Here is a 16,913-nt window from a genome sequence, read left to right as displayed (position 1 = left end):
TCACAAGTGATACAGATCGAATTGTAATGAAAGCCTACAATTCAAGAAATGAAGTTGGAGACACTGTTCAAGTAACCATCAATCCAAGTGGTCCATCAGCGATTACTGCACAGACTTACAACCTTGGCGATAGTTCAGTAGTCGGCACATATTCTGGAAATGTGAAATATATTTCCGCAACCGTGAATGACACAGAACTATCTAGAATCCCAGTAGACGGTTCAGGCACATATGAATACTATATTCGCCGTTATGTCACAAGTGACCAGGATACTATCGTAATGAAAGCTTATACTGCAGGTGGAGCTGAGGTGGCTTCTAATAGAGTGACGATCCCACCAACTGCTCCAGCAACGTTAACAACAGATGTCTTTACGATTGGAACTTCAAGTAATGTCACAGGAACATCAACAAACGGCGTGAAATATATTGCGCTTAAAGTTGAAGGTGTCGTTAAATCTAAAATTCCAGTAAATGCAGATGGTTCGTTTACGTATTATGCGAAAGCCTTACTGAAAACACCAGGTATGGAAGTTTCGATGATAGGTTATGACGGGGCGAACAATGAGGTTATTGAAACACCGATAACAGTACAATAGTTTAAATAATGATTGAGAGTAAAAACTGTAAATAAAATTAAGACTGTAGACAAAGTAATAAAATTCTTTGTCTACAGTCTTTTTTTGAAAAAAAGTTAGTTTGATTCGTACAGAAATTTATTTGTATAAAGTTTGAGATTTTCATCATAAATTCTTTTCTTTTGAAAAAAGTTAAAAAAATAAATTTAATGAAAACGAAAATTAATTTTCATCATAAATCCCCCTTTTTTTAGAAAAATCAGAGAGAGGAATGTCACAAAATTTACAAAAAACAGCTTATGAAAAGGGTTTTAATATCCATTTTTCTTTTTTCAAAAATGCTAGTATTTAAAAATGACGGTAGGAGGAGGGATACATAAAGCGGATAAATACGTTAAATATACAACTATATTGGAAAAAATTAGTATATATTTTAAGGAGAGTATACAACGTGAACAGAAAAACAACTAAATTTCGAAAATTAACTATCGGTGTGATTGCTACAATGTTGACTATGTCTACTATAGTAGCGGCTATCCCAGCTAACGTAAAAGCAACTGCAGATAGTGTTACAACAGGAAAACCAAAATTAACTAATTTAAAACGAACATCTGAGAATTTGATAGATTCAAGTTTTAGTGATAGAAGTAAATGGACGCCTATTTATTGGACGAATGCTAATGGGACTTATGATACATATTATACTTCATGGGGAACGTCTAGTGGTAATTGGCAATATTTTTCAAACGGTGCTCGCTCCGTACAATTCCCAGGAAATGGTACGACAACCCTGCGTTCTTCACAACTTAATGCATGTTTAGGAATTGGACAAAGTTTTCCAACTGTTCCAGGACATCGCTATAGAATCACTTATAGCTCTGCACATGTTGGTGGATTAGCCAATCGCTTCGATGTTGTAGTCAATAATGGCTCTACAATCTATCATCATTTAGCAAATCCAGCCCCAATTTGGTCTCACGTAGGAACTGCTTTTGGTTGGGGGACAGCCGGTGGAACGAGAACCGGTGAATTTACTGCACCTTCAAATTCAGCAAGCATTACGCTGGAAACAATGAATAGTAGTGTTCAAGTAAGTGGACTTAGTATTGTAGATTTGGATGCGATGAATGATACAACCATTGATGCATTAACAAGTGATTCTGAAAGAGCGCAAGGTACTGCTGAGGCAAATGCGAGTCTAACCATTAAAGCTGGTTCAACTACTATCGCTACAAGTACAGTCGGTTCAGATGGTACATATAATGTCGCTATTCCAAAACAAGCAGCGGGAACAACTGTGACTGCTACAGCAACTGCAGGAGGGCAATCAAAAAGTGCAAGTACAACCGTTACTCAAGGTAATATTGCACAAACTACGATTAACTCCCTAACAACCGATTCTGTGAAAGCGGAAGGAACCGCCGAACCAGGTGCAACACTTGTAATTAAAGACCAAAATAATGCGCAACTTGCAAATGGGACAGTAGGAGCAAATGGAACATATAGTCTTACAATTCCAACACAGGCAGCTGGGACGATTGTAACGGCAACCGCAACAAAAAATGGTAAAACGTCTAGTGCATCTACTACAGTGTCACAGGCTGCTATTGCGCAAACAACGATTAATGGTTTAACAACGGATTCTATAAAAGCAGAAGGAACCGCCGAACCAGGCGCAACGCTTATCATTAGAAATCAAAATAACACTCAACTGGCAACTGGTACAGTTCAATCTGACGGTACATATAGTTTTACAATCCCAAAACAATTAGCTGGGATGATTGTAACAGCAACCGCAACAAAAAATAGTAAAATCTCTATTGCTTCTACGATTGTTGTGCAAGGAGAGATTGCACAAACAACTATCAATGCTTTAACGACAGATTCAGAGATCGCGCAAGGAACGGCTGAACCGAATGCAAATCTTGCCATTAAAGTTGGAGACACCACATTAATATCTGGTAGAGTCGGTTCAGATGGGAATTATAGCTTAACGATTTCAAAACAAATTGTTGGAACAATCGTGACGGCGACAGCTACTGCAAATGGTAAGACATCAAGTGCGACAACAATTGTAACGAATGATCGTATTGCTCAAACCACGATTAACTCACTTACAACAGATTCGACACAAGCAACCGGAACCGCAGAACCGAATGCAACCATTGTGTTAAAAGATCAAAATGATAATCAACTTGCGACAGGACGCGTCGGCTCAGACGGTATGTATAGCCTGACAATTCCAAAGCAACTTGCCGGAACAATTGTTACCGCGACAGCGACAGCAAACGGTAAAACATCGAGCGCGAATACAACCGTTGTCAGTGACAGCATAGCTCAAACAATCATTTATCCATTAACAACAGATTCAACACAAGCGACTGGGACAGCCGAGCCCAATGCTAACATCGTTATCAAAGACCAAAACAACACAGAACTCGCAACAGGACGCGTTGCTTCCGATGGCACTTATCGTGTAACTATTCCAAAACAATCGGCTGGAACAATAGTAACTGCAACAGCAACAGCGGGTGGGAAAACATCTAGTGCCTCCACAACAGTAACAAGCGTCGCAACAGGAACCGTTGTTGTGAAAGATGCTTTTTATGTTGGGTATGACAGTAGAATCCAAGCAGAAGTTACAGGTGACATTACGAAAGTTTACTTAGAAGTAGATGGCGTAAAAAAATCAACAATTCCTGTAAGCGGAAGCTTTGAATATTATGCGCGAGATGTGTTAACAAGCACAAATCAAACCGCTTATTTAGTTGGACAGGATTCATCTAATCGAGAATTAGATCGCACACAAGTAATCTTAAAAGATGGTCAACTAAAAATAGGCTCCATTACACCAAACAATTTTGTAGTAGGCGTAGATGCCTACGTTAGAGGAACATATACAGGTTCTGTAGCAAAAGTAGCTCTTTCAGTAAATGGCACAGTCCTTTCTAAAGTAGCAGCAGGAACAGATGGAACCTTCCAATATTACGCGCGACCAAACATCACAAATGCCGAAACAGATGTGGTCTATGCGATTGGTTACAACTCGGAAAATCTTGAAATTGCACGTACCCGAGTGACATTAACAACTGAAACAGCAATGGCAAGCACCACAATCAGTCCATTGACTACTGATTCAGTGAAAGCAGAAGGAACCGCCGAACCAAATGCAGATATTGTTATCAAAGATCAAAACAACACGGAACTTGCAAGTGGCAAAGTGGGTTCAGATGGGAATTATAGCTTAACAATTCCAAAGCAAGCTGTAGGAGCAGTCATTACTGCAACCGCAACACTAAACGGTAAAACATCAAGTGCAAGTACAACTGTAACCCAAGGAAATCTCACAGCGACAACAATTAGAGCGTTGACGACAGATTCAGTAAAAGCCGAAGGAACAGCAGAACCAAATGCAAGCCTTGTGATTAAAGCAGGTCAAACAACGCTCGCCTCTGGGACGGTAGGATCAGATGGAAATTACAGCCTGACAATCGCGAAACAAGCAGTTGGAACAGTTGTCACTGCCACCGCAACAAAAAATGGTCAAACATCAAGTGCCAGTACAACCGTAACGCAAGGAGATATTGCGCAGACAACAATTGGGGCACTAACAACCAATTCTACAACTGTACAAGGAAATGCCGAACCGAGCGCAACGATTGTCATCAAAGACCAAGGTAATAATCAACTCGCAAGTGGTGTAGTTGGAGAGGACGGAACCTATGTCCTAACGATTTCAAAACAACCGTTTGGAGCAGTTGTTACCGCAACAGCGACAGCAAAAGGGAAAACATCAAGTGCGAGTACAACCGTGACGCAAGACACCCTTGCGCAAACAACGCTTAACGCTTTAAATACGAATTCCACAAAAGCAGAAGGAACCGCTGAACCGAATGCAGATCTTGCTATTAAAGTAGGTAGCACAACAATTGCAACTGGTAAAGCAGATGCGAGTGGACGCTATAGTATCACGATTCCAAATCAAGCAGCGGGAACAGTTGTGACAGCTACTGCAACGAAAAATGGAGAGACATCCAGTGCGAATGTAACGGTTACACAAGCCGCTAGTGGTACAGTTGTTGTAAAAGAAGACTATTATGTCGGTTACGATAGCCGCATTAAAGCAGAAGCAACAGGGGATGTAGCGAAAGTTTATCTAGAAGTAGATGGTGTTAGAAAAACGACAATTCCTGTAACAGGAAACTTTGAATATTATGCGAAAAATGATATTACAAGCACAACCCAAACGGTATATCTTGTTGGACTTAGTGCGACAAACAACGAATTAGACCGTGCACGCGTAACTTTAAAAGATGGTCAATTAAAAATTGGAACTGTTTCACCAGATAGCTTTATTGTGGGCGTGGATGCATATGTGAAAGGGACGTACACAGGATCTGTAACGAAAGTCGGCCTTTCAGTGAATGGAACGATTCTTACGAAAATTCCAGTTGGCACGGATGGCACATTCCAATATTATGCGCGTCCTAATATTACAGATGCGGAAACAGACGAAGTTTATGTAATAGGTTACAATTCGGAAAACGATGAAATTTCTCGTAAGAAAGTGACTTTATATGGACCAGATAGTTTAGTCGGCACCTTGACCGTTAATCCAAATTACTTCGCGGTTTCAACAGATTCGTATGTTCAAGGAACGTATACAGGAAATGTCAAATATGTATCGCTTGTTGTGAATGGAACCGAATATGTGAAAACACCTGTAAAAGATGCAACGACATGGAGCTACTATTCAAAAGGTAAGATTGCGTTGGGGGACACGGTGACTATAAAAGCTTACAACGGTGCTGGTGTTGTTGTAGACGAGGAAACCGTAAATGTCGTTGAAAATCCGCCAGGTGAGAGCACCGTTGCGGCAAATGATTTTGTTTTATATCAAGATAAATATGTGACAGGGACGTATACAGGAAATGTGAAATACGTTGCACTGAAAGTAAATGGTACAGTTTTAAACAAGATAGCGGTTGCGGGTGGAAGTTATTCGTACTACGCACGTCCTAATATTACTTCAAAAGAAGATGTAGTATCAGTCATTGCTTACAATGGTGCAAGTTCACAAGTAGCGGAAGCTCCTGTTGCTGTAAAAGAAACTCAAATAACAAGTGAAATTACAGCCAACAACTTTACATTAGGTGACAGTTCAATTGTCGGAACATATTCTGGCGATGTAGCCTATATTTCTGCCACCGTGAATGATGTTGAACTTTCTAAAATTCCTGTTGACGGAACAAATACGTATACTTACTACATCAAACGTTTTGTGACAAATGATCAAGATGAGATTATTATGAAAGCTTACAACGGGAGAAGCGAAGTTGTAGCAACAGCAAATGTTCGTATTAACCCGACAGGAGACCCAGTGTTGACAACGGATCCGTATACTGTTGGTACGTCTAGTTATGTAACTGGAACATACGGGGGCGGTGTAAAGTATATTGCGCTTAAGGTTAATGGTGTGGTTCAATCTAAAATACCAGCGAATACTGGCTCCACCACTACCTATCAATATTACGCGAAGTCACAACTCCGAACACCCGGTATGACAGCTTCAATGATTGGTTATGACGGAGCAAGTAATGCCATCATTGAAACTCCGATAACGGTTCAATGATTTAAATATGAAGAAAAACAGCAAAATCCTTTTTAGGTTTTGCTGTTTTTTTGTAGCTTACATTAATGTAATGATTTTTGCGACCAATTCCCTATTCCAATTAACGCTTTTAAGTTTTAAAGTATATTATGTCAAATAAGTGAGGAGTTGAGCAAATTGGTTGTTAGCCAGCTTTTTTTCGCAGAGATGTTGGGAATTTGGTTTTTTATTCTGGCCGCGTTAATTGTGTTGCTTTTTATATTTTTGATGGATAGGAAGAGTAAAACTTTAAAAGAGGCAGCGAAAAGGGAGGAAATGTTTGAAAAAAATAAGAAGTGGGAAGCAATAAGAAAAGTCTTGCCCAAGTAATCTTAGAGAGTAGGTGAAAACGTTGGAAAAGCTATTATTTCAATCAAAAAGAAATTATTTTCTAGTATTATTAGCGGTAGCTGTCGGTTTTGCTCAACTTATTATTCATAGTCCGCTACCACTTTTCATTCAACAAATTATTTTTACAGGCTTGCCAGTTATAACTTGGATTTGGCTTGAAAAAGCTAGTTTTAAAGCCCTATTCTCTAAACTTACAGTGAAAGGGATAGTGAAAGCGATACTATGGACATTTGCTGCTAATCTATTGGTTTTTATTGTTTCTGTTCTTTATGTATCACTTGTTGGAAAAAATAATATAACAGCTAATCCAATCGTTGAAACTAGCCTTCATTTACTGAACTGGTTCGGTATTTTTATCCAACTTTTTGGAGAAGAAATTTTAAGTATTGCACTTTTGATAGCTGTTTTTGCGCTGTGTAGAAAAAAACTAACACAAAAAACAAGCACATTGATAGCCACGATTTGCTGTGGGATTATTTTTGCGCTTCTTCATTTAAGTACTTATGGCTGGAATGTGGGGCAAGTTTTGTTGCTCTTATTTATTCCACGAGTGATTATGAACTATGTCTTCTTAAAAGCTGAAAAATCACCATCTATTATTTCAAGCTGGCTGACGCATAGTCTGTATGACACGTTAAGCATTATCGCATCGATTGTTTTATAAAAGAGCCACGTATAATCAATACGCGGCTTTCTTTTATAAACACTTTTCAATGAAGTAGGTCATGAAACGTGGATCGTTTGTTAGTTCGGGATGAAAAGCGGTGACGAGGATGTTTTTTTCGTGCGCGGCTACAATTTTGTCATCGATACGTGCTAAAACCGTTACACCTTCGCCAACTTTTTCAATATAGGGGGCGCGAATGAAAATGGCGCGGAAGGGAGCTTCGCCAAGGGGAGCAATTTGTAAGTCTGCTTCGAAGCTCATTTTTTGGCGGCCAAAGCCATTTCGAACGGCGGTGTAGTCCGCGAACTTGAAGCTGGGATCGCCAGTTGAAATTGCGCTTGCAGAAAGGACGAGCCCGGCACATGTTCCGAAAATTCCACGGCCGCTATTCGCAAAATCAGATAGTGGCTCACTAAAATGGTATTTTTCAATCAGACGTCGCATAGTAGTGCTTTCTCCTCCGGGCAAAATCAGACCGTCAAGTGGGGCTAGTTCCTCCGGGTGTTTAATAGGCATCGCTTTGTGCCCGGTTTTTTCAATCATTGCCAGATGCTCTGAAACGGCGCCTTGTAGCGCTAAAACTCCAATGGTTTTCATATTACCAGCCTCGGTCTTGCATGCGTTCAGCTGGATCTAGTTTGGAGATTTCAATGCCTTTCATGGCTGTTCCGAGTTCTTTCGAAAGTTTGCCAATTAATTCGTAGTCTGTGAAATAGGTTGTTGCTTGTACGATGGCGCTTGCGAATTTGGCAGGGTTGTCAGATTTGAAAATTCCAGAGCCAACAAACACGCCGTCTGCGCCTAGTTCCATCATTAGTGCCGCATCAGCAGGTGTTGCCACACCGCCAGCCGCAAAATTGACAACAGGTAATTTTCCTAATGTTTTAATTTCCTTTAAAAGTTCATACGGTGCACCTAAATTTTTAGCGGCTGTCATTAGTTCATCTTGATTCATGCCTGTAATTTGACTAATTTGACTGTTCACTTTGCGCATATGTCGCACGGCTTCAACGATGTTTCCCGTTCCCGGTTCACCTTTTGTTCTGAGCATGGCCGCCCCTTCACCAATTCTTCTGAGTGCTTCACCTAAGTCGCGGCAACCGCAGACAAATGGTACGGTGAACTCGCTTTTTAACAAATGATATTCTTCGTCTGCTGGTGTGAGCACTTCGCTTTCATCGATATAGTCGACGCCCATTGCCTCTAGGACGCGTGCTTCGGTGATATGCCCGATGCGAGCTTTCGCCATGACAGGAATGGAAACGGCATCCATAACTTCCTGAACGATACGTGGGTCTGCCATGCGAGCTACCCCGCCGGCTGCACGAATATCGGAAGGGACGCGTTCGAGTGCCATAACAGCAACGGCACCAGCCTCTTCTGCGATTTTTGCTTGTTCAGCGTTGACAACGTCCATAATGACGCCACCTTTTTGCATTTGCGCCATACCTCGTTTAACTACCTCAGTTCCAACAACTTTATCCAAAAAAAACGCCTCCTTGTACGATTATATCTCTTATGTTAAGCTAATTCTTATAAAATAAAAACAGCCAATTGGTTGTTTTTTTACCCAGCCAATTTTAAAGGGAGTGATTTGATGTGGCAGCTAAATAAGGAGGTGTCGAAACCGTTTTATTTACAGCTTGTGCAATTAGTTGAAGCAAAAATTTCGTCGGGTGAGCTCTTGCCAGGCGAAAAACTTCCGCCTGAACGGAAACTCGCGTCTGAACTTGGTGTCAATCGGTCCACTGTCGCGCGCGCATTCGATGAGCTAAAAGCGAGTGGGGTGCTTGTTGCGGTTCAAGGAAGTGGTACGCATGTCAATGAGGAAAAATGGGGTGTCGCGGCTTTCCAAACAAATTGGCGGCATTACGTTCAAAAAGGCGCGTTTAGTCATGAGATTCCGTATATCCGGAAAATGGCGGAGGTGGCGACTGAAAGAGATGTGATTGATTTAGCGACAGGGGAGCTACCGCTTGACCTTGCGCCGAGTCTTTCGATGCCAGAAATGTCATGGCAAACTTTTTTGCGTGAGGAAAATCAGAATGACGCTTTGGGGTATTTGCCGCTTCGGAAAACGATTCGCAAAGAGTTGGAAGAAGAACAGGGGCTTTCTGTGAATGAAACGCAATTAATTGTGACATCCGGTGCGCAACAAGCCTTGTTTTTAATTACACAATGCCTGCTCTCACCATTTGATGCGATTGCGATTGAAGCGCCGTCTTATTTTTATTCCTTATCTTTATTTCAATCGGCTGGTTTGCGCATTTTTGCTTTGCCGATGGACGAGGAGGGGGTTAAAACGGAGGAATTGGAACGGTTGTATCAGAAACACCGCATTAAAATGGTGTTTGTGAATCCCACTTTCCAAAATCCGACTGGGCGGGTGATGTCAGAAGCGCGGCGCCGCGAATTTGTGAAAACTTGTGCGGCACTTCGGATTCCGATTGTGGAAGATGATCCATTCGGAGCGCTCACTTATGGGGGCAAAATGGGGATTACGCCGCTTAAAAAATTGGATGATGAAAACGTCCTTTACATTGGCTCACTTTCAAAAGTACTGGGATCCACAACGCGCATTGGTTTTTTAGCTGGTCCTGTCGCCGTCGTTCGGCGTTTGGCATCGGCACGGCAAGAAATGGATTTTGGTCTAAGCATTTTCCCGCAAGTGCTAGCGAATCAAGTTTTGTCACAGCCAAGCTATAAGGTGCACATTCAAAACTTACACGCAATTTTGTTGGAACGAGCAAACATCTTAACCGCTGCTTTAGAAAAATATGCGCCTGAAATTCACTTCGAAAAACCAGTTGGAGGCTTCCATTTGTGGGCGACGCTTCCGACTAAGTCTGTGCAAAAAGCCGATTTTGACGCGCTTCTGAAGGAGAAACTGTTGGTGATGCCAGGGTATTTATTCGGCGTTAAAGAGAATAAAGTGCGGCTTAGTTTTGCGCAAATCACAAAGGAAGCGGCGGAAAAAGCGGCAAAAATTTTGCGCGCATCTTATGAGAAGTGATTTTGTTGTATGGGAAACAAAACTGGGCTATACTAAAGTTGAGAACGGAGGGCGGCGATGGAAAAACAAGAAGAGGTTATAGTGAAATTTCGCGATTTGTTCAATAAAATGGCATGGCTAAATAAAGAAAAGATGGCAGAGGCGCTTGATGGCTACAAGCCTTCTGAAGTGCACTGCATTGAGTTTATTGGACAAAATGTAGATCCAAATGTAACGAAAATGGCAGAAGAGCTTTATATGACACGTGGAGCAATTAGCAAGATTACGAAAAAATTGTTGAAAAAAGGTTATGTAGAATGCTATCAAAAAGTGGCGAACAAAAAAGAAGTTTATTTTTCTTTAACACCAGAGGGGAAAAAAATTTATGATATTCACGACCGCTTGCATAAAACTTTCCAGGAGCGGGATCAAGTTGTCTTTGACCAAGTGACGGAACCGCAATTTGATGCGATGCTGCGATTTATCGAGATGTATAGCGCGCATTTAGATAATGAGATAAAAAAAGAAGGGCGCGACATGCGCTAGAGAATCTCTTTTAAATAGAGGTTCTTTTTTTGTTGACAAGGAAACAAAGAGGTGGTATTATTTTGTTGACGAGGAAACAAAAACGAGAAGGAGAACAAAATGAAAGAAAAGATACCTAAAGAAACTTTAACAGCTGCGTGGGCTATCGCATTAGCTGCCATTGCGCCAATGCTAGACTCCACGATGATTAATGTTGCGGTGGATCAATTCAATCTGGAGTTCCATACAACAATTGATATCGTTCAGTGGGGCATTACGGGTTATGTGTTAGCACTCGCCATTGCCGTCCCGATTTCGGGGTGGCTCATGAATCAATTTAATGGGAAGAAAGTGTTTATCGGGGCGGTCATTGCGTTTGGTGCAACCTCCGTTTTAGCTGGCATTAGTTGGAACATCACAAGCTTTATTTTCTTCCGTTTGCTACAAGGCGCTGCGGCAGGCATTATTACACCCCTTATGACCACACTTTTGGTGAAAACGGCGGGGCCAAAAAATTTAGGAAGGGTGATGGCAATTGTTAGTACGCCGATGATTTTAGGCCCCATTTTAGGTCCTGTCATTGGTGGCGTGATTCTTCAATTTGCGAGCTGGCATTGGCTTTTCTTTATTAATGTCTTTGTTGTAGGCATCGCAGTGCCGCTCATGAATAGGTCGCTGCCTGATTTTCAGCCGTTTAATAAAGCGAGTAAACTTGACGTTTTAGGTATCCTAACGCTATCGCTGTTTAGTGCAGCCCTCATTTACGGCATTACAAAAGCGGCGAGCTATCAAACGTTTTACAATAAGGAAACCTTGATTTGGCTCACAATTGGCTGTATCTCGGCCTTGACGTATGTGATAAACAATCAGCTCAAAAAGAACAGAACCGTCGTCCCGCTCGTTTTATTCAAGTATAAAAGTTTTGCTGCTTCGAGTGCCGGACTGTTTCTCGCTAATATCGCGATTATGGGGCCGATGTTCATTTTACCGCTCTTTTTCATCCATCTACATCATTTTACAACGATAGAAGCCGCGCTCGCGCTCATTCCGCAAGGTGTCGGCATGTTGATTACTAGACCTTTTATTGGAAAAATGATTGACCAAGTTGGCGCAAAATCCGTTGTATTTATTAGTTTGGCGTTGTCGATTTTGGGCACGCTCCCGTTCGTTTTTGTCACCGAGCAAACGAGTATGGTGTGGCTGTCGATTTTCCTCTTTATTCGCGGTCTTAGCGTTGGCGGAATTAATTTGCCGCTGATGAGTGATGCCTACACGGGGCTAAAAGACGAACAAATTCCTGAAGCGAGCATCGGTGTGACGATTACGGAAAATCTTGGCGCGAGTTTTGGAACAGCCATCATAGCGACCGCTGTTGCAGCGGTAATGCAAGGCACAACGCCGTCCATTTCGGCGAGCCTAAACGGCTATCATGCAGGCTTTTTAGTATCGCTTATCGCGCTTGTTCTCATTGCCATTCCAAGTTTATTTTTAACACATAAAAAAACAGGAAGCAACATGTCGTAAATTTGACATTGCTTCCTGTTTTATTTTTCTGCTAAGTATTGAATGTTTTTTGGTAAAGTATTGATTCTTTTGTAGTTCATCACAAGCTTATTGCCAGAAACTACAATTTTATATTGCTCGTTTTTCGGAAGTTTTTTTTCGCTTAAAAAGGATAGGGTTTTAGCATGCCCTTTGCTATCAAATACTTTTTCCGTATAAGAATAGCCTTTAAATTGGTCTTTTTTGACGATTTTACCTTCAGACTTCATTTTTACAAAATAAGGTGCTGCTGTTTTTTCGTCTGGTAACATATATTCAAAAACGAGGACAGTCACCATTAATAAACTGGATAAAAGTAGAATAAGTGCTTTTTTATTTTTCATTGAACTCGTCCTTTCTTTACTTGATGAATTACTTCAAGTTTAACGCAAATGTTCAAGTGAATCCCTCGGGTAAACTAACAAAACGCCGGATTAACCTTACAATTTTGTCATTTAAAAAAAGGGTTGCTTTTTCTGCGCAAATTATGGTTTAATAGAATAGCTAATAAACGTTAGGTAAAAAAAGAAGGTGTTAGAATGAAATCAATCGATGCTCGTATGGAGCAAGATTCAGTATTAAAAGTTTTTCTAAGGTATTTAATCCCGTCACTAACCGGGATGCTACTTATGTCGGTCAATATCGTGATGGACGGCATTTTTGTTGGACACAGACTTGGCGGTGTAGCGCTTGCGGGCATTAATATCGCCGTGCCCGTTTTTTCCATCTTTACAGCAATTTCACTCTGGATTGGCATTGGCGGGGCTACACAATATTCGTTCGCTCTAGGGGAGAAGAAAATAAAAAAAGCACAGCAAATTTTTACGCGCTCCATCATTTTAGTTATCAGTATTACGATTATGCTGGCGATAATTGCGTTCATTTTCCGCGTGCCGCTCGCCTATCTACTTGGTGCAAACGATGAAACACTACCATATGTCATGGACTACATGAACGTATTACTCCTTTTTGGATTCGTGTTAACACTTGAAAATATTTTAAGCATTTTTGTCCGCAACGACGGGGATCCTAATTTAGCGATGATGGCTCTAATTGCAACCGCAGTCATCAACATCATTTTAAATTACCTCTTCTTATTCGTCTTGAACCTTGGCGTAAGAGGGTCTGCACTTGCAACAATGTCTGCCATAGCGATTGGCGTACTGATTTTGTGCACACATTTTTTCAAAAAATCTAGCCATTTAAAACTAGCCAAAAGTCGCGTCACGGGTCAGTCGATAAAACGCACACTCTCCATCGGCCTCCCTAGTTTCCTGTCAGAGCTAGGTATGTCGGTGTTTACGATGGGGTACAACATCGCTATTGCTGCCGTTGCAGGAACAGCAGGTGTGGCAGCCTTTTCCGTACTCAACTATACGCACAGCGTGATTTTAATGCTGTTTTTAGGCATGGGTTCGGCCATTCAACCGCTTATAAGCTATTACCGCGGAGCTAAAATGGCGGCACGAGAAACAGCGACCATCCGCTTATCGGTTTCCGTTGCTTTTGGAACAGGCTTGTTGTTCTTTATCGCAGGGCTCCTTTTCGCCGACAATATCGTCAATTTGTTTGGAAACTTTGACCAAGAAATCCATGACCTTGCTGTTCTAGGCGTACGCGTCTTTTTCTCCGGCTACTTATTTATGGGCTTTAACTTCGTGATGATGACCTATTTCCAAACAACCGACAGAATTGGTATGGCCACGTTCATTACTGTTGCACGCGAGCTCATTTTAATGGTCATTTTCCTAGTCATCTTACCGCCAATTTTAGGCGCAACAGGCGTTTTTGTGGCTATTCCTATTTCGGAACTCATCGTGGCCACTTCCATTTTCATATACGCCTATAAGAAACATGTTTTCAAGAAAGTATAAATTTGAAAAGCATTCGAATTCGGATGCTTTTTTAGTTTGTGAAAATAAATGATCCATAAATCATTTGACAATTTTCAATTACTAAATCTTGTTTTAAAGGTATGGAATTTCACTATAGGTTGTATGTAATGTGATGTAGTTTGTATAATGGTTCACAATGAAAAATAAGCGGAAAAAATTTTTTAAAGCTCTAAATGCTGATGATAGAATAGCTGAATGCGTTTTTTAATAAAAACCCCAAGCACTATATCTTGAATTCACAATGAAAAAGTTATACTATATATAGTGTCATAAAAATAAATTGCATCGTGGAATGTAACTTTTTTTAGCGCCATATTGGGAGCCTTCAAAAAGTTCATTTTTATGTGTTAACATAATTGCGTGCAATCGAATTGTATTGGAGTTTTATGTATTATTGTTGAGGAAATGGGGAGTGCAAATGACGACGTATATTATTAAAGATGGTGGAAATCGTAAATTACCGTTTGACAAAGAGCGTTTAAACAGATATTTAGACAAAATTCATGCGGAATTTCCGAAACTGGACATCGAAGAGTATAAACGTAAAATTTTTAATTTTATTGAGAAGAAAGAAGCGTATGCTGCAGATGAATTAGTGGATTACTTAATTCGTGAGGCAGAGGCGCGTACGGATATTCATTTGCCGGAATGGGAACATTTTGCAGCGCGTTTATACTTGAATAAGCTTTATAAAAAAGCAAGTAAAAATCGCTTTTATAATGATGACGATAAATATGGCTCTTACGTTGGTCTACAAGAAAGTTTAGGCGAAAGAGGGATTTATTCTGGAAATATTTTAAAGAATTATTCGAAGGAAGAATTAATTGAAGCAGGTAAAATGATTGACCCGGAGAAAGATAAATTGTTTACATACAACGGTCTTTATTTACTTGCGACTCGCTATTTAGCAACAGACCAGGCACGAAACGTTTATGAGCTGCCACAAGAACGCTGGCTGACAATTGCACTGTATTTAATGCAGGAGGAACCAAAAGCAAAACGTATGGAGCTTGTGAACGAGGCTTACTGGGCGTTAAGTAATTTATACATGACAGTGGCAACACCAACCCTTGCGAATGCTGGGAAAACGGGTGGGCAATTGTCGAGTTGCTTCATTGATACGATTGATGATAGCTTGCAAGGAATTTATGATAGCAACACGGATGTTGCGCGTGTATCCAAACACGGCGGCGGTGTTGGTGCTTATATCGGTTATGTTCGTTCAACAGGCGCTGCGATTCGCGGTGTGAAAGGTGCAAGCGGTGGTGTGATTCCGTGGATTAAACAATTGAATAATACAGCTGTAAGTGTCGATCAATTAGGGCAACGCAAAGGCGCTATCGCGGTTTATTTAGATGTTTTCCATAAAGATATTGAAATGTTTTTAGATTTACGTCTAAACAACGGAGACCAACGTTTACGCGCGCATGATGTCTTTACGGCAGTATGTATTCCGGACTTATTTATGGAAACCGTCGAACGCCGCGGCGATTGGTATTTGTTCGACCCTCATGAAGTCAAAGCGAAAAAAGGCTGGTACTTGCAGGACTTTTATGATGAAGAAAAAGGCGAAGGCTCTTTTAGAGAAAAATATGAAGAACTAGTTGCCGATGAAACGATTAGTAAAAAAATCGTGAAAGCAATTGATATTATGAAACGAATTATGGTAAGCCAACTTGAAACTGGGAATCCATTTATGTTTTACCGTGATGAAGTTAATCGCATGAATCCAAATAAACATGAAGGTATGATTTATTCGAGTAATCTATGTACGGAAATCATGCAAAATATGAGTCCAACAAGAATGATTCAGGAAATCATTTCCGGGGATCAAATTGTCATTACGAAACAGGCGGGCGACTTTGTTGTATGTAATTTGTCATCGGTGAATCTTGGTCGTGCTGTTACGGCGGGCGACGAAGTACTGGAACGCTTAATTGCGATTGAAGTGCGGATGCTTGATAATGTCATTGACTTGAATGAACTTCCGGTACCACAAGCGACCATTACAAACCGCAAGTATCGTTCAATCGGTCTTGGTACATTTGGTTGGCATCACTTACTTGCCCAAAAAAATATTGCGTGGGATTCTACAGAAGCCGAAGAATTTGCGGACGAGTTATATGAAAAAATCAACTTTTTAACTATAAAAGCAAGTGCCGAAATCGCGAAAGAAAAAGGCGCATATAAAATCTTCAAAGGTAGTGATTGGAATACGGGTGAATATTTCGCGCGCCGTAAGTATACAAGTGATGCTTGGCGTGAACTTGCGGAAGATGTGGCTGAAAACGGTATTCGAAACGCCTATCTTGTGGCAGTAGCTCCGAACATGAGCACGGCTCAAATCGCGGGTTCAACAGCTTCTATCGACCCAATCTACAGCGCATTTTATTACGAAGAGAAGAAAGATTACAGAAGACCAGTAATTGCGCCTGGTTTAAGCTTAAACACTTACCCGTACTATGAAAAAGGTGCGTATAAAGTGGATCAGTTTGCAAGTGTTCGTCAAAACGGACGTAGACAGCGCCACGTGGACCAATCTTTAAGCTTTAACTTCTATGTGCCAAGCGGTATTAAGGCTAGCAAATTGCTAGAACTACACTTAAACGCTTGGAAAGAAGGATTAAAAACAACCTACTATGTGCGCTCAAATGACATTGATGTTGACGAGTGTGAATGGTGCTCAAGCTGATAAAAATAAAACACGAATTTG

At 40.9% G+C, this 16,913-nt stretch carries 12 protein-coding genes; 9 read left to right on the top strand and 3 right to left on the bottom strand.

The features are described 5' to 3' along the window. The 4 genes from CFS60_RS12345 to CFS60_RS12330 form a co-directional block, all read left to right on the top strand. Nucleotides 1-599, top strand: a 599-nt coding sequence (locus CFS60_RS12345; protein WP_369823201.1) for an immunoglobulin-like domain-containing protein, incomplete at its 5' end; no start/stop codon positions are given. Nucleotides 600-1,029: 430 nt separating this feature from the next. Next, nucleotides 1,030-6,210: an immunoglobulin-like domain-containing protein gene (locus tag CFS60_RS12340; RefSeq protein WP_088839317.1), complete on the top strand. Its 5,181-nt coding sequence runs from the start codon at nt 1,030-1,032 to the stop codon at nt 6,208-6,210. A gap of 156 nt (nt 6,211-6,366) precedes the next feature. Beyond that, complete coding sequence (locus tag CFS60_RS12335) at nt 6,367-6,558, top strand: hypothetical protein (protein WP_088811074.1); 192 nt, start codon at nt 6,367-6,369, stop codon at nt 6,556-6,558. Between the two features lie 22 nt (nt 6,559-6,580). Then, complete coding sequence (locus CFS60_RS12330; RefSeq protein ID WP_159458312.1) at nt 6,581-7,243, top strand: type II CAAX prenyl endopeptidase Rce1 family protein; 663 nt, start codon at nt 6,581-6,583, stop codon at nt 7,241-7,243. A gap of 33 nt (nt 7,244-7,276) precedes the next feature. On the opposite strand, the gene pdxT is transcribed toward CFS60_RS12330, so the two are convergent. Both pdxT and pdxS read right to left on the bottom strand, forming a co-directional pair. Further along, nucleotides 7,277-7,843, bottom strand: coding sequence for a pyridoxal 5'-phosphate synthase glutaminase subunit PdxT (gene pdxT, locus CFS60_RS12325; protein WP_088811072.1), 567 nt, complete (start codon nt 7,841-7,843; stop codon nt 7,277-7,279). A 1-nt stretch (nt 7,844) separates the two neighbouring features. Beyond that, the gene (gene pdxS / locus CFS60_RS12320; RefSeq protein WP_088811071.1) at nt 7,845-8,732 is read right to left on the bottom strand and encodes a pyridoxal 5'-phosphate synthase lyase subunit PdxS; all 888 of its coding nucleotides are present in this window, start codon (nt 8,730-8,732) and stop codon (nt 7,845-7,847) included. A 111-nt stretch (nt 8,733-8,843) separates the two neighbouring features. Between pdxS and CFS60_RS12315 the strand changes: the two genes are divergently transcribed. From CFS60_RS12315 to CFS60_RS12305, 3 genes are all read left to right on the top strand, one after another. Then, on the top strand, nt 8,844-10,259 hold the full coding sequence (locus tag CFS60_RS12315) for a PLP-dependent aminotransferase family protein (RefSeq protein WP_088816519.1): 1,416 nt from the start codon (nt 8,844-8,846) through the stop codon (nt 10,257-10,259). A gap of 57 nt (nt 10,260-10,316) precedes the next feature. Then, complete coding sequence (locus tag CFS60_RS12310; RefSeq protein WP_088816520.1) at nt 10,317-10,784, top strand: MarR family transcriptional regulator; 468 nt, start codon at nt 10,317-10,319, stop codon at nt 10,782-10,784. Between the two features lie 99 nt (nt 10,785-10,883). After that, complete coding sequence (locus tag CFS60_RS12305) at nt 10,884-12,287, top strand: DHA2 family efflux MFS transporter permease subunit (protein ID WP_088825974.1); 1,404 nt, start codon at nt 10,884-10,886, stop codon at nt 12,285-12,287. 20 nt (nt 12,288-12,307) lie between these two features. Here the strand turns inward: CFS60_RS12305 and CFS60_RS12300 are convergent, their stop codons facing one another. Then, nucleotides 12,308-12,649, bottom strand: a complete 342-nt coding sequence (locus CFS60_RS12300) for a YxeA family protein (protein WP_088811067.1) — start codon at nt 12,647-12,649, stop codon at nt 12,308-12,310. 195 nt (nt 12,650-12,844) lie between these two features. On the opposite strand from CFS60_RS12300, the gene CFS60_RS12295 reads away from it, so the two are divergent. Further along, a complete protein-coding gene (locus CFS60_RS12295) occupies nt 12,845-14,179 on the top strand; it encodes an MATE family efflux transporter (RefSeq protein ID WP_088811066.1) in 1,335 nt (444 codons plus the stop codon). A 439-nt stretch (nt 14,180-14,618) separates the two neighbouring features. Further along, nucleotides 14,619-16,892 carry a ribonucleoside-diphosphate reductase subunit alpha gene (locus CFS60_RS12290; protein ID WP_088811065.1) on the top strand — a complete coding sequence of 758 codons (2,274 nt, stop codon included), beginning with the start codon at nt 14,619-14,621 and terminating at the stop codon, nt 16,890-16,892. The last annotated feature ends 21 nt before the right edge of the window (nt 16,893-16,913 follow it).

The sequence above is a fragment of the Listeria sp. ILCC792 genome (assembly GCF_900186135.1).
In the GTDB taxonomy this organism is placed as follows: domain Bacteria; phylum Bacillota; class Bacilli; order Lactobacillales; family Listeriaceae; genus Listeria; species Listeria goaensis.
This window is presented reverse-complemented; position numbering and strand designations above follow the sequence as displayed.